The sequence below is a fragment of the Phenylobacterium haematophilum genome, from assembly GCF_014196295.1.
Classification (GTDB): Bacteria; Pseudomonadota; Alphaproteobacteria; order Caulobacterales; family Caulobacteraceae; genus Phenylobacterium; species Phenylobacterium haematophilum.
Window position 1 is genome coordinate 552,447 of the sequence record NZ_JACIDK010000001.1, and the last position, 13,611, is coordinate 566,057.

Annotated in this window: 15 protein-coding genes; 12 read left to right on the plus strand and 3 right to left on the minus strand. The window is 67.2% G+C overall.

The features are described 5' to 3' along the window. Positions 1 to 367 precede the first annotated feature (367 nt). Together GGQ61_RS02790 and GGQ61_RS02795 are read right to left on the minus strand one after the other, a co-directional pair. Positions 368 to 2,548, minus strand: coding sequence for an esterase/lipase family protein (locus GGQ61_RS02790; RefSeq protein WP_183769785.1), 2,181 nt, complete (start codon positions 2,546 to 2,548; stop codon positions 368 to 370). 149 nt (positions 2,549 to 2,697) lie between these two features. Continuing rightward, on the minus strand, positions 2,698 to 3,174 hold the full coding sequence (locus GGQ61_RS02795) for an Lrp/AsnC family transcriptional regulator (RefSeq protein WP_183769786.1): 477 nt from the start codon (positions 3,172 to 3,174) through the stop codon (positions 2,698 to 2,700). 126 nt (positions 3,175 to 3,300) lie between these two features. On the opposite strand from GGQ61_RS02795, the gene alr reads away from it, so the two are divergent. The 8 genes from alr (at position 3,301) to panB (ending at position 8,829) form a co-directional block, all read left to right on the plus strand. After that, on the plus strand, positions 3,301 to 4,440 hold the full coding sequence (gene alr, locus GGQ61_RS02800; RefSeq protein ID WP_183769787.1) for an alanine racemase: 1,140 nt from the start codon (positions 3,301 to 3,303) through the stop codon (positions 4,438 to 4,440). Continuing rightward, positions 4,437 to 5,693 carry a D-amino acid dehydrogenase gene (locus GGQ61_RS02805; protein ID WP_183769788.1) on the plus strand — a complete coding sequence of 419 codons (1,257 nt, stop codon included), beginning with the start codon at positions 4,437 to 4,439 and terminating at the stop codon, positions 5,691 to 5,693. Before alr ends, GGQ61_RS02805 begins: the two co-directional genes overlap by 4 nt. 16 nt (positions 5,694 to 5,709) lie before the next feature. Further along, on the plus strand, positions 5,710 to 6,054 hold the full coding sequence (locus GGQ61_RS02810; protein ID WP_183769789.1) for a RidA family protein: 345 nt from the start codon (positions 5,710 to 5,712) through the stop codon (positions 6,052 to 6,054). A 108-nt stretch (positions 6,055 to 6,162) separates the two neighbouring features. Then, on the plus strand, positions 6,163 to 6,510 hold the full coding sequence (locus GGQ61_RS02815; protein ID WP_183769790.1) for an ArsC family reductase: 348 nt from the start codon (positions 6,163 to 6,165) through the stop codon (positions 6,508 to 6,510). Between the two features lie 135 nt (positions 6,511 to 6,645). After that, positions 6,646 to 7,017 carry a DUF6249 domain-containing protein gene (locus GGQ61_RS02820; RefSeq protein WP_183769791.1) on the plus strand — a complete coding sequence of 124 codons (372 nt, stop codon included), beginning with the start codon at positions 6,646 to 6,648 and terminating at the stop codon, positions 7,015 to 7,017. A 27-nt stretch (positions 7,018 to 7,044) separates the two neighbouring features. Further along, the gene (locus tag GGQ61_RS02825; RefSeq protein WP_183769792.1) at positions 7,045 to 7,626 is read left to right on the plus strand and encodes an RNA polymerase sigma factor; all 582 of its coding nucleotides are present in this window, start codon (positions 7,045 to 7,047) and stop codon (positions 7,624 to 7,626) included. Then, the gene (locus GGQ61_RS02830) at positions 7,619 to 7,999 is read left to right on the plus strand and encodes a hypothetical protein (RefSeq protein WP_183769793.1); all 381 of its coding nucleotides are present in this window, start codon (positions 7,619 to 7,621) and stop codon (positions 7,997 to 7,999) included. The genes GGQ61_RS02825 and GGQ61_RS02830 overlap by 8 nt, the downstream gene beginning before the upstream one ends. A 2-nt stretch (positions 8,000 to 8,001) precedes the next feature. Beyond that, the gene (panB, locus tag GGQ61_RS02835; RefSeq protein WP_183769794.1) at positions 8,002 to 8,829 is read left to right on the plus strand and encodes a 3-methyl-2-oxobutanoate hydroxymethyltransferase; all 828 of its coding nucleotides are present in this window, start codon (positions 8,002 to 8,004) and stop codon (positions 8,827 to 8,829) included. On the opposite strand, the gene GGQ61_RS02840 is transcribed toward panB, so the two are convergent. Continuing rightward, entirely contained in the window at positions 8,826 to 9,086 is a 261-nt protein-coding gene (locus tag GGQ61_RS02840; protein WP_183769795.1) for a helix-turn-helix domain-containing protein, read from the minus strand. The two genes, panB and GGQ61_RS02840, sit on opposite strands and share 4 nt — an antisense overlap. 302 nt (positions 9,087 to 9,388) lie before the next feature. Here GGQ61_RS02840 and GGQ61_RS02845 point away from each other — a divergent pair, with 302 nt between their 5' ends. The 4 genes from GGQ61_RS02845 to GGQ61_RS02860 all read left to right on the plus strand — a co-directional run bounded on the left by GGQ61_RS02845 (position 9,389) and on the right by GGQ61_RS02860 (position 13,602). Then, positions 9,389 to 10,651 (plus strand): dicarboxylate/amino acid:cation symporter, encoded by a 1,263-nt coding sequence (locus tag GGQ61_RS02845; protein WP_183769796.1) that lies wholly within the window; start codon positions 9,389 to 9,391, stop codon positions 10,649 to 10,651. A 23-nt stretch (positions 10,652 to 10,674) separates the two neighbouring features. Next, the gene (locus tag GGQ61_RS02850) at positions 10,675 to 11,337 is read left to right on the plus strand and encodes a TetR/AcrR family transcriptional regulator (RefSeq protein WP_183770576.1); all 663 of its coding nucleotides are present in this window, start codon (positions 10,675 to 10,677) and stop codon (positions 11,335 to 11,337) included. Between the two features lie 100 nt (positions 11,338 to 11,437). Next, positions 11,438 to 12,214 (plus strand): tetratricopeptide repeat protein, encoded by a 777-nt coding sequence (locus GGQ61_RS02855; RefSeq protein WP_183769797.1) that lies wholly within the window; start codon positions 11,438 to 11,440, stop codon positions 12,212 to 12,214. After that, positions 12,211 to 13,602, plus strand: coding sequence for a PQQ-like beta-propeller repeat protein (locus tag GGQ61_RS02860; RefSeq protein WP_183769798.1), 1,392 nt, complete (start codon positions 12,211 to 12,213; stop codon positions 13,600 to 13,602). The genes GGQ61_RS02855 and GGQ61_RS02860 overlap by 4 nt, the downstream gene beginning before the upstream one ends. Positions 13,603 to 13,611 lie beyond the last annotated feature (9 nt).

The window sequence follows — 13,611 nt, forward strand, 5'->3', positions numbered from 1 at the left end:
TCGAAGCGGCGGTTTGACGTGCTTGGGGGCCAAGAGCGCTTAAGAAGGAATCCTTCTACGAGGATGGCAAACCGGCTCATGAATCGATACGATAAAGTTGTTGCGAGCATGTTCGCCATTCGTACTGCTCAAATGGCATCGGCTTCGTCACCGGCGATAGATGGCGAAGTCTTTCCCATGCCAATGAGCCGAAAAAAGCCAATGTTTTCATAAGCGGTAGCTTTTCGACGGTAAGGGTGACGGTATAATCATTCTTGAAAAAATTTTTTTGCTTTGTTCTTCAATTAGATAGGCCATTCAGCCGATAATTGAGTGGGAATAGGGGGCTAGCGGCAGGTTTGGCCTGCCGCCTTCCACAAAGGCGCCGTCAGCCGGGCTTAGACCAGGTCGAGAGGACGACCTCCTGCTCGGCCGGCTCGTCGTTTCTCAGCATCAGCGTCCAGGTTCCAGCCGCGACCGCTCGCTTGGCGTAGATGGATCGGAACAGCTGGCCGGCTGCGGGCGTGTCCTTGAGGTTTTCGCCCACGATGGCTCCGTGGTCGTCGCTCACGCTTGCCGAAACCCTGCTCGCCGCGATGAAGGTCATGCCGAAGTCGCTCGCCGTCTTGACGGGAAGCTCGACGTTCAACGTCTGGCCCGGGGCGAGCTTCACGATCTTCGAAAAGTCCGGCGTGAAGGCGTCGGTCTGTTCGGCGGCGTCGAGGCTGAAGGCGGTCGCGTCGAGCGCCGAGAGCTTGATCGGCTTCTGCCTGGCCGGGCCGATCGCAAGGCGCGGCTTGGCGAACGAGGAGAACACCTCGGCGGTGGCCATGTCGGTGTGGAGCACGCTCTGCTGCTCGGTGTCGGCGATCGCCCAGGTCGCCGACGGCACGGTCACCACGCTGTCGTTCTCGTCGTACATGTAGCAGACGGCGGGAAGCGGATTGCCAGCGAGCACCGAGAATTCTACGCCTTTGCGCTCGGTGTGGACGGCGTTGAACTGGGCGACCACGCTCGGCCGCAGTTCCCGCAGAGCATCCATCGAGCGTCCGGCGGTCTCCAGCGGCGCACTGATGATGTCGGCGCAGCGGCTGCCCATGTTCGGAGTTCCCAGCATGACGAGGTGCGCCACCTGCGGCTTGCCGTCCGGATAGGTCGGCATCGTCGCGTGGATGTAGCGCCGGCTTATCAGGCCGCCCATCGAATGAGCGACGATGTCGATGTGCCAAGCGTTGCGGTCCTGCTGGGCGTACTTGACGTACAGGCCGAGCTCGACGGCGTTCTGGGCGATGGTGTTGGTTGGCTCGGTGTTGGCGAGTTTCTCGCCAGTGCGCATCCGGCCGTGCTCGGGCTTCTCGCCGACCGGGAACGCCTTCCAGTCGTAGGAGTGGCTGGTGGTCAGGATGTTCTGCCAAGCTTCCCAGGCGTTCCAGGTCGACCATAGGCCGTGCACGAGCACGAGCGGCTTGGGCGCCACCTTTAGGTTCTGGGTCTTGTCGTCGACCTTCTTTCCAGCGTCCTCAAGCTCGGTCCTGATGCGCTGAACGAGGCGCGGCCGGCCATCGTCGTACCAGGCGTAGCCGGAGGAATCCCATTTGAACGACACTTCGCGCTGCTCGCCGGCCGGGACCAGGACCGACAACTCGTTGAGCAGGCTGTCAGGCTTGGCGCTGTCCCACTTGTCGCCCTTATAGGTCTCGCGGAACTTGATCGTCGCCGACTTTTCGTCGGGGCCGTCATTGGCGACGGTGGCCGTCACGCGGACGATGTTGCCGTCGATGGTGCCCTTTTGTTCGGAGATCTCCTGCCAGGCCTCCCAGGTCGGGAACCGCATGTCCTCGAACTTGACGTCGACCAGGCGCAGGGCGCCGCCGCAGCGCCGGAGGTTCCACTTCAGGGTTTCCGTTACACCGTAGGCCGACGCCGAGTAGCTGCCGCTCAGCCGATCGGGGTCCGAGGCGAGAACGCGGTCCTGGCCGCTGCTGCTGAAGGTGTAGCCGGTGATGGTCGTCGGCACGTCGGCGATGGACTGGTTCACGCCCTGCTTTGGCGTGCACTGGCCGCTGTAGCTCGACGAGTTCGAGCCGGACACGGTCCCCTGGATATCCGGCAGGCCGACACTGACGCGATAGGTTCCGTCGGAGTCCAGGCCGACATGTACGTCCGCCTCCAGCCCTGCGCCGTTCCCTCGGGTCTCGGTCTTGCTGATGAAGCTCCCGGACATGGCGCGAGGGGTGCGCTCATGGGGACAGATGTAGCGGTCCTGTGCGGACTTTGTTTCGGTCGAGACCGATGTCAGGCTGATGGTGGCCTTGCCGATGCTGTCGTCCGCCTCAGCCGCCGGTCGCACGGAGACCTGAGCGACATAGTCGTAGGTCATGGACCAGTTGGTCGTCTCCGTGCCTTTGCCGGTGACGCGCTGCTCGGTCTTGGCGTTGCTGTTGGACTGGTTGCGGCTGTACTGAATCGTCCCGGCCCACCCGCTCGAGCACTGGGCGGCTTGCGCAGCCAGTGGGATGGCCGTCGACGACAGCAAGGATGCGATTGCGAGGGCCGGCAAGATACGCAAGGCGCTTCTCCAAGTTTCCGTATCCGCGGAATCGCGCGGGCTGCGGCGAAGCTGAAGCGGCGTTCTACGAACCAGGCGATCGACGGGACGAAACCGCTCAGGGCCGACGACGGAGGGTCAAGCACGCCCGAAGGCGCCCGGCCCGAGGCTCAGCTGGCAGGCTTGCGACGCGTGGGCCGCTGCTGCAGGACGTTGCGCATCGCCAGGCTGGAATGGATGCGCGCCACGCCCGGCAGCCGCGACAGGATGTCCGTGTGGATCGCCTCGTAGTCGGCGGTGCTCGCGCCGGAGACCCGCAGAATGTAGTCGACGTCGCCGGTCATCAGGTAGCACTCCTCGATCTCGGGGTGCTCGCGGACGGCGGCCTCGAACCGGCGCAGGTATTCCTCGGTCTGCTTTTCGAGGGTCAGGCGCACGATGGCGATGATCCGACCTTCGGACTCCGGCGCGGCGACGATCGCCGTGTAGCCGCGGATCACGCCGCGTTCCTCCAGCATGCGGATGCGCCGAAGGCAGGCCGAGGCCGACAGCCCGACCTCGGCGGCCAGCTCGCTGTTGGGCCGGCGGCCGTCGAGCCGAAGGAGTCGGATCAGGCTGCGGTCGATGTCGTCCAGGGCGATGGTCATGTGTTGCGTATTTGCGCAAGAAAAATGCGCGGTGGGCCTCGTGGTTACGGAATATACGACGATGAGGCGAAACGTTCGAATAATATACGAGTATCCTCTAGCGCGCCGACAGACGGGAGGCGGGCGATGGCGAATTTCGAGGATCCGGCTGAGGCCCTGGCGGGCGGGCGCCTGACCATCGACCTTGCCGCGCTACGCGCGAACTATGTGCTGATCGCCGAGCGCGCCGCGCCGGCCCGAGCCGCGGCGGTCGTGAAGGCCAACGCCTACGGCCTCGGCGCCGAGCGCGTCGTCCGCACCTTGGCGGAGGCCGGCTGCCGCGACTTCTTCGTGGCCGTGATCATTGAGGCTCTGGCGCTCGTCCGACATGCGCCGGGCGACGCTCGGATCTATGTGCTCAATGGTCTGCCGCCGGGGGCCGAAGCCGTCTGCGCCGGCGCGGGCGTCGTGCCGGTTTTGAATTCACTTGCTCAGGTCGAGCGCTGGCGCGCTGAGGCCAAGCGACGGCGGGTTCGGCTGGCGTGCGTCCTCCAGGTCGACAGCGGCATGTCGCGGCTGGGGCTGGCTGCGAGCGACATCGATCAACTGCAGCCCGGCCTGACCGACGAGGTTGAGGTGGTGCTGGTGTTGAGTCACCTGGCCTGCGGCGACACGCCGGGCGCGACGGCCAACCAGGAGCAACTGGCGCGCTTCGAGGCGTTGGCCGATCGCATCGGACCCGCGCTGCCGCGCTCGCTGGCCAATTCCGCGGGCGTGTTCATCGGCCCGGAGTTCCAGCAGGACCTCGTGCGCCCGGGGCTGGCGCTTTATGGCGCGGCGCCGATCGAGGGCGCGGCGAGTCCCGTACGGCCCGTCGTGCGGCTGGAGGCGCGGGTGATTCAGCTACGCTCGGTCGATGCGGGGGCTGGCGTCGGCTATGGCCTGACCTATGTCGCGCGCGAGCCCCGGCGGCTGGCGACGGTGAGCGTCGGCTATGCCGACGGCTGGCCCAGAAGGCTTGGCGGTCGGGCCGCAGCCTATTTCGGCGATGTGCGGCTGCCGATCGTCGGACGGGTCTCGATGGACAGCGTGACCCTGGACGTCAGCGACCTGCCGTGCGGGACGCTCGCCGAGGGCGACTTCGTCGAACTGATCGGGCCGCATCAGACGCTGGAAGCGGTCGCGGCCGGGGCCGACACCATCGCCTATGAAATCCTGACCGGGCTGGGGAAGCGTTATTCGCGGACCTACCTGACCCAAGACGCGTGCGTGGAGATCGACGCATGAAGGTGGCAGTCCTGGGCGGCGGCGTGATCGGCGTCACCTCCGCCTACTATCTCGCCAAGGCCGGTCACGAGGTGACGGTGCTCGAGCGTCAGCCCGGCCCGGCGCTGGAAACCAGCTTCGCCAACGCCGGCGAGATTTCGCCGGGCTACGCCTCACCCTGGGCGGGGCCGGGCGTCCCGGCCAAGGCGGTGAAGTGGCTGTTGATGGAGCACGCGCCGCTGATCTTGCGCCCCAAGCTCGATGCGGCGACGATCGGCTGGCTGCTGTCGATCCTGCGCAACTGCACCGAGGCGCGCTACGCGCTGAACAAGAGCCGCATGGTGCGGCTGGCCGAGTACAGCCGCGACCTGCTGATCGCGCTGCGCGCGGACACTGGCATCGCCTATGACGAGCGCAGCCGCGGCACGCTGCAGCTGTTCCGCACCCAGGCGCAGATGGACGCCATCGGCAAGGACGTCGAGGTGCTGAAGTCCTACGGCGTGCCTTACGAGGTGCTCGACGCGGTCGGCTGCGCGGTCGCCGAGCCTGGCCTGGCCAACGCGCTGGAGCCGATCGTCGGCGGCCTGCGGCTGCCCAACGACGAAACCGGGGACTGCTTCAAGTTCACCAATGCGCTTGCCGAACTGGCCAAGGGCCTGGGCGTCGAGTTCCAGTTCGACACCGCGATCACCGGCCTGCGCAAGGAGGGCGACCGCATCGCCGCCGTGCGGACCAGCCGCGGCGAGGTCACGGCGGACGCGTTCCTGGTGGCGATGGGCAGCTATTCGCCGGCCCTGGTTCGGCCGTTCGGGATGAAGCTGCCGGTCTATCCGGTGAAGGGCTATTCGATTACAGCCCCGATCCTCGACGCCGAGCGCGCGCCGGTCTCGACCCTGCTGGACGAGAGCTACAAGGTGGCGATCACCCGGCTGGGCGACCGCATCCGGGTCGGCGGCATGGCCGAGATCTCCGGCTTCAACAACGACCTGCATCCGCGCCGGCGACGGACGCTGGAGCATTCGATGCAAAGCCTGTTCCCCGGCGCGGGCGACGCAGGCGCCGCCAGATTCTGGTCGGGTCTGCGCCCGATGACGCCCGACGGCACGCCTGTGGTCGGGGCGACGCCGATCGGCAATCTCTACCTTAACACCGGGCACGGGACGCTCGGCTGGACGATGGCCTGCGGATCAGGGCAGGTGATCGCCGACGTGATCAGCGGCGCTGCGAGCGCCATCGACACCCGGGATCTGGCGATCTCGCGATATTCTAACTGAGAAGGAATTGAGCCCCATGGCCATCGAACGCATCGAATCCGGCCCGCGCATGAGCCAGGCCGTGGTCCACGGCGACACCGTCTATCTGGCCGGCCAGGTCGGCGCCCCGGGCGAGAGCGTCACGGTTCAGACCCAGCAAGTGCTGGCCCAGATCGAAAAGCTGCTGGCCGCGACCGGCAGCGACAAGTCGAAGATACTGACCGCCACGATCTGGATGGCCGACATGGCCGACTTCGCCGAGATGAACGCGGTCTGGGACAAGTGGATCGACGGCAAGGACGCCCCGGCCCGCGCCACCGGCGAGGCCAAGCTGGCGACCCCCGACTACAAGGTCGAGATCATTATCGTCGCGGCCCGCTAAGGGCTCGACGATCGAGGCGAGAGGCCCGGCGGATCCGCCGGGCCTTTTCTTTTGCGCGCCGACCGAGTGGCGCTAATTCAGGGTTCAACCCAACGGCGGATTCGACCGATGAGCAACACGATCTACGGCATCAAGGCGTGCGACACGATGAAGAAGGCGCGCGCCTGGCTGGACGATCATGGCGTGGCCTACGCTTTTCACGACTACAAGGCGGCCGGGATCGACCGCGCCACCCTGGAGCGCTGGGCCGGACAGGTTGGCTGGGAGGTGCTGCTGAACCGTTCGGGCACGACGTTCCGCAAGCTGGCCGAGGCCGACAAGGCCGACCTGAACCAGGACAAGGCTATCGCGCTGATGCTGGAGCAGCCGTCGATGATCAAGCGGCCGGTCCTGGACGTCGATGGTCAGCTGCTGGTCGGCTTCAAGCCAGACGCCTACGCGGCGAAGTTCAGTTAGGTTGAGAGCGGGGGCGTTCTTCAGCCAACATGAAGAACATTTCATGCGCCCGCCTGCATCCGTACGCTTAGGCCGGCGCCTCTTCCCATCAGACGGGGCCGATGAGCCACCCGCACTGAGAGAAGGAAGAGCACAATGGAAGACATCCTGGTCCCGCTAGGGTTCTTCGCCATGATCGCCGCGATCGTCATCGTGCCGCGATACCTGAAGAGCCAGGAGCGTCAGAGGCTCCAGGAGACGCTGCGCGCTTCGATCGAGAAGGGCGCCGAGCTGCCGCCGGAGGTCGTCCAGGCGCTGACCAGCGACGCCAAGGCGCCGCCTTCGTCCTATCGAGATATGCGCGCCGGGATCATCTGGCTGGGCGTGGCGATCGGTTTCGCGTCGCTCGGCGTGGCGGTGTCGTTCAACGAGCCGGACGCGCTCTACCCGATGCTGGGCGTGGCGGCGTTCCCAGGCTTCATCGGCCTGGCGCTGATCGCGCTGTCGTTCATCTCCCGCGGCAAGTAGCCGGCGAAGGGGAGGGGAAAGCCCCTGATGTCGGGCTCTCAAAACACCAGGCTCGCAAGCGCCCATGACGTGGAACTGGCCGCGCTGGCCGCGGCCGGCGACCGCTCGGCGTTCGGCGAGCTGGTCCGTCGGCATGGCTCGGCGGTGCGCGGCCTGCTGCGCCGGATGGGCGCGCCGGCGGCCGAGGCGGACGACGTCGCGCAGGATGCGTTTCTGATCGCCTTCGAGAGGGTCGGCGAGTTCCGCGGCCAGGGGACGTTCGTCGCCTGGGTCCGCAAGATCGCGGCGCGGGCCTATCTGCGGCGGCTGCAGCGCGAGCGGAAAATCGCGGCGCTGACGGCGGCGGACGAGGCCGAGGACGTCGCCGCGACGCCTGACGCGGCCGGACGGATGGACCTGGATGACGCCTTGCGGGGGCTGGGCGCGGCGGAGCGGATCTGCGTGTCGATGTGTTACGGCGCGGGGCTGTCCCATGCGGAGGCCGCCGACGCCTTGAATCTGCCGCTTGGAACGGTCAAGTCGCATGTCAAACGTGGTCTGGAGAAGCTCCGAGCGCGACTGGCGCCGGCCGACGGCGCTACGCTGGAAGGGAGGCGCGGGAATGGCTGAGCTCGAATTCGAGCGGCGTCTGGAACGCCTCTTCGCAGAACCGCCGGCCTTCTCGGACGAGAAGGCCTTCGCCGTGTCGGTGGAGCGCAAGCTGAACCGCGGCTGGAACATCCGGCGTTGGATCATCGGGGCTGCGGGCCTGGCCGGCGGAATCGTCGGCGCCAGCCAGCTGATCATGTCGAACTTCGTCCACCAGGTGGAGAACGCGTCGGAAGGATCCACGCGACTGCTCCAGGCCGGGGTGCAGCAATTGGCCCCGCGCTCGGATCTGCTCGCAGCGCTGCCGGCGGGCTCTTCCGTGGTATGGATCGCCAGCGGAATGGCGGTGCTCGCCATCGGCTTCGTGGTGACCCGAGTGTTCGAGGAGTTTTAGCCATGTCGGCTCAGCGTCAGGAAACAGTCCGGCGGATCGCCGCCCCAGACATCGCCGCTCGTAAGGGCGGGTCGCCCGTGGTGTGCCTCACCGCCTACACCGCCCCGATGGCCGAGATCCTCGACGACCATTGCGACCTGCTGCTGGTCGGCGACTCCGTGGGCATGGTCGTTCACGGCCTGCCCAACACGGTCGGCGTGACGCTGGAGATGATGATCCTGCACGGCCAGGCGGTCATGCGGACCTCGAAGCGGGCGATGGTGGTCGTCGACATGCCGTTCGGCTCGTACGAGGGCTCGCCGGAAGTCGCTTACGCCAATGCGGCGCGGGTGATGAAGGAAACCGGCGCCCAGGCGATCAAGGTCGAGAGCGGCCCGACCGTGGTCGAGACCATCGACTACCTGGTCAAGCGCGGCATCCCGGTGATGGGCCACGTCGGTCTGCGCCCGCAGGCGGTGCACGTCGACGGCGGTTTCAAGGCCAAGGGCAAGGCGGGCGATGAGCGCGCCCGCATCCTGCAGGAGGCCAAAGCCACCGCTGCGGCCGGCGCCTTTGCGGTCGTGGTCGAGGGCGTTGCGGAGGGCCTGGCCCGCGAGATCACCGAGGCGATCGCGGTTCCGACTATCGGCATCGGAGCTTCGGCCGGTTGCGACGGCCAGATCCTGGTCACCGACGACATGCTCGGTCTGTTCGACTGGACCCCGAAGTTCGTGCGTCGCTACGCCGATCTGCGCGGCGAGATCAGCAAGGCGGTCGCCGGCTATGCCGACGACGTCCGGGCCCGCCGTTTCCCGGGGCCGGCCGAGATCTACTTCGCCAAGGCCGGCTAGAGCCGGCGCAATCCCGTAACGTCCAGCCCCGGTTCGAACAGAATCCGGGGCGAGACGTGCAGCGCGGTGATCAGCGCGTGCATCTGCGCCGAAGGCAGGCGCAATCGCCCATGCTCGGCCATCGACAGCTGTGTGTACGGGATCCTCGCCTGGTCGGCGAGATCGTCCAGCGCCAGACCTCTGGCCTCGCGGACGGCTTTCAGTCTCCGGCCGACGGCTTCGAGGTCCGCGCTGACCGGAGGCAGCGATATGATCATGCCGGTCCTCCCTGATGGGTGGAGCTTAGGATCAATTGGGCGGCCGGCTCAATCAACTTATCCTATTGAATAGATAGATGGTTTCGATGTTGCGGCGCCGTTCTGAGGCGAGATTTGGCGGCGTGTAAATGCTTCAATTGTGGGGCCAAAAGTTCACAAAAACAAATTTCTATGCGGCAATGCTAAAGTGACGTGCAGCGCGGGCGATCGACGCCGAACTGACGGGCGGTGCGCGCTTCGCTCATCGCAGAGACGCGAAATCCGGTTTCGCGGGCGCCCGAACGCGCACTAGTTTCCGGGCGATGGCCAAGCTTCTCAACGTGATCCGGGCGGCCGGCGCCCAGACGACCGTACGTATCCTGCTCGCCCTCGCGGCCGGCCTGACGGTCGGCGCCGCGTTGGCGGAGCATCCCTCGATCGACAGGATCATCGCCGTTGCAGACCCGATCGGCGGACTGTGGCTTGACGCTCTGCGCATGACCATCGTGCCGCTGGTGTTTTCGCTACTGGTGGTCGGCGTGTCGGCGGCGGCGGGAACCGCGGCGGCGGGCGGGACCGCGGCAAGGGCGCTCGGCCTGTTCGGCGTCCTGTTGCTCACCAGCGCGCTCTTCTCAGCCCTGGCGGTGTCGGGCGTGTTGGCGGCCTGGCCGGCCCCGCAGGCGGCGGTCGCCGGCCTGCGCGAAGCGGCCGGGAACTCGACGCAGAAGGTCCCGGACTTTCCGACCATGGGCGCGTGGCTGCGCGCCTTCATTCCGACCAATCCGATCGAGGCGGCCGCGGAGACCAACATGGCCCCGCTGGTCGTGTTCGCGCTGCTGTTCGGGCTGGCGCTGACCCGGATCCGCGCCGAGTTGCGCAGCGGGCTGACGAACGTCTTCCAGGCGGTGATGGACACCATGCTGGTGCTCGTCCAGTGGGTGCTGCTGGTCGCGCCGATCGGGGTGTTCGCGCTGGCGCTGATCGTCGGGGCCAAGGCCGGCTTCGGCGCGGCGGGGGCGCTGGGCCACTACATCCTGATCCTGTCGGGCGTTTGCATCTCAGTCGGGCTGCTCTCCTATCTGATTGCGCTGGCCGCCGGCGTACCGCTTCTGGCGTTCGCCCGGGCCGCGGCGCCGGCCCAGGCCGTGGCGTTCTCCACCCAGTCCTCGATCGCTTCGCTGCCGGCGATGATCGCCGGGACGCGCCAACTGGGCGCGTCGGAAGCGAGCATCGGCGTCGTGCTGCCGCTGGCGGTCTCGCTGTTCCGCATCACCAGCCCGGCGGCGAACCTCGGCGTGGCCATCTATTGCGCCCATGTGTTCGGCGTTCCGCTGAACGCGGCGCTACTGACGGCCGGGATCGGCGTGGCCACGGTGATCAGCCTCGCCTCGGTCGGACTGCCTGGCCAGATCACCTTCTTCACGACCACGGGGCCGATCTGCCTGATCATGGGCGTGCCGCTCGAGTTGCTGCCGATCCTGCTGGCGGTGGAAACCATCCCCGACATCTTCCGCACGGTGGGCAACGTCACCGCCGACATTGCGGTCACCTGCCTGGCCAAGGGCGTCGAAGGGCGCGCCAGGTGACCCGTGCGGCCAAGCCTGCGCCGATGACGCGGGGCCGGCGCAAGAAGGGCGATGGCCCCGATCTGCGCAAGGCCATCCTGGACGCGGCTGAGCAGTTGTTCGCCGCGCACGGCTTCTATGGCGTGACAACGCGCCAGGTGGCGGCGGAGGCCGGCGTCGATACGGCGCTGATCCACTACTATTTTGGAGCCAAGCGCGACCTGTTCGACGCGGTGTTTGCGCGGCGCGCCGAGATCCTCAACACCGTGCGGGTCGAGGCGATGGCCGCATACGAGGCGCAGGGCGGCGGCGACATGACGCCCCGCGGCGTCGTGGCCGCCTTCATCGACCCGCTGATCGAGATGTCGCTGACCGGCGAGCCCGGCTGGAAGAACTATTTCCGGCTCGTAGCGCTGGTGAACAACACTCCGGCCTGGGGCGGGGAGACGATGCACCACTACTTCGATCCCGTGGTTCGCCAGTTCATCGACACCCTGCGCAAGGTGATGCCGCAGGCGCAGCTGCCGGATCTCTACTGGGGCTACCAGTTCCTGACCGGCTCGATGATGCTGGCGCTCTCGGAGACCGGCCGGATCGACCAACTGTCGGAAGGCCTGTGCCGCTCGACCGATCTGGCGGCGGTGCGCGCCCGGCTGTTCGACTACTGCGCCGCGGGCTTCGAGGCGATCGTGGGACCGCGACCCTGAGCACGTCGCGGGGCGACGGTCCGGCGTTGCAGCCGCGCGCCCACCGCTATAGGTTCCGCCGCTCTGAACACTAACGCCTATTCGCGCGGAGTCCCCCGACGTGGTCGATGTCTTTGATGAAGTCGAGGAGCAGCTTCGCTCCGAGCGCTACAAGTCGATTGCGCTGAGGGTCCTCCCGATTCTCGGCGGCGTGCTGGTGGTGGCGCTGGTCGCCGCCCTGGCGGTCTGGGGCTATCAGCACTTCCGCAGCCAGGCCGCGGCCGAAGCGTCCGAAAAGTATGCGCAGGCGATCGACGCGTTCAACGCCGGGCGCCGCGACGACGCCATCCGGCTGTGGGGCGAGGTGGGACAGGGCTCCTCCAAGGCCTACAAGTCGCTGGCCCTGCAGCACCTGGGCGGTCTCAAGATCGCCGACAACAAGACCGCCGAAGCGGTGAAGCTGTTCGACGAGGCCGCCGAGGCCGCGCCGAACAACATCATCGGCGACGCCGCCCGCCTCAAATCCGCCTTCGCCTTGCTGGACACGGCTCCTTACAAGGACATGGAGGCGCGCCTGACCCCGCTTACCGAAGAAGGCCGCCCGTACCGCGCCGAGGCGCGCGAGGCGCTGGCCTTTTCCAAGCTGATGGCTGGCGACCTGGCCGGCGCGCGTAGCGACTTTACGGTGATCGGATTGATGGCCGACGCCGGCGAGTCCACGCGCCAGCGCGCGGAAGCGGCTAAGGCCCTGATCGAATCCGGCTCGGCCAAGGCCCTGCCGGCGACCGTGAAGGCCGCCATGGCCCTGCCGCCGCCGGTGCAACTGCCGGCTGGCGCCCTTCCGCCGGGTCTCGCGCCCCAGGCCGCCCCGCAACAGTCCGCCCCCGGAGCCCAATGACGTCCATGCGCCGCACCAGCCTCCTTGCCTTGTTCCTGGCGGCGAGCGTCGCCCTGACCGGCTGCTCGACCGTCAATCGGCTCAACCCGTTCAACAAGGGCGACGAAGGCCCGCAGGAAACCGCGTCCGAGGGCGAGCGCATCGCCATCGTCGCGGCCGACCAGACCCTGGAAGTCGCCGAGGCCCTGAAGGGCGCCGATTTCTTCCTGCCGACGCCAGAGATGAACGCCAGCTGGTCGCTGCCGGGCGGTTCGCCCGAGCAGTCGATGAGCCATGTCGAGGCTGGCGGGGGCCTGTCGATCGCCTGGAAGCGCGGCTTCGGCCAGGGCTCCGACCGCGGCGCGCATGTGACCGCGACCCCGGTCGCGGCCAACGGCAAGATTTACGTCATGGATGGCGAGGCGACGGTGACGGCGTTCGACGCCCAGTCCGGCTCGCAGCTGTGGCGGACCAACCTGCGTCCCGACTCCAAGCGCGACAAGGAAGCCTTCGGCGGCGGCCTGGCCCTGGCTGACGGCAAGCTCTACGTGACCTCGGGCTATCGTTTCGCCGCCCAGCTGAACGCCGACACCGGCGCGGTGACCTGGCGAACGAACACCGAGCAGCCGATCCACGCGGCGCCGACCGTGTCGGGCGGGCGGGTGTTCGCGGTGGCGGTCGACAACACCCTGCTGACTTTCGACACCGCGACCGGCGCGACGGGCTGGACCTATCAGGCCCTGTCTGAATCGGCTCGCATCCTGGCCGCGTCGAGCCCGGCGGTGTCGGGCGATACGGTTGTAGCCTCGTTCGGTTCGGGCGAACTTGTGGCCCTGCGGGCGGGCAACGGCAACGACCTCTGGAACGAGGCGCTCAGCCGCGCGAACCGCAACAACGCGCTGTCGGAAATCCGCGACATTCCGGGGCGTCCGGTGATCTACCAGGGCGACGTGTTTGCCGTAAGCCACTCGGGCGTGTTCGCCGCCACCGACCTGCGCAGCGGGCAAGCGCGCTGGAGCCTGCCGGTGACCGGCATCACCTCGCCGTGGCCGGCGGGCGATGTCGTCTATGTAGTCTCCAAGGCGGGTGAAGTGATCTGCGTGGCCCGCGAGAGCGGCCAGATCTACTGGATCACCGACCTGGGCAAGGACCGCGAGTCGAACGGCGGCGGCTTCATGGGCATCGGCAAGAAGAAGTTCACGACGCGGCCGATCTGGTCGAGCCCGCTGCTCGCCTCCAACAAGTTGATCGTGGCCGGTTCGACCGGTGAGCTGGTTGCGCTCAACGCCAAGACCGGCGCCGTCGAGAACACGGTGAACCTTGGTTCGCCCACCCTGATCAGCCCGATCGCCGTCGCTGGTACCGTGTATGTTGCGACCGACAAGGCGCAACTGATTGCGCTGCGCTAAGCGGAAGAA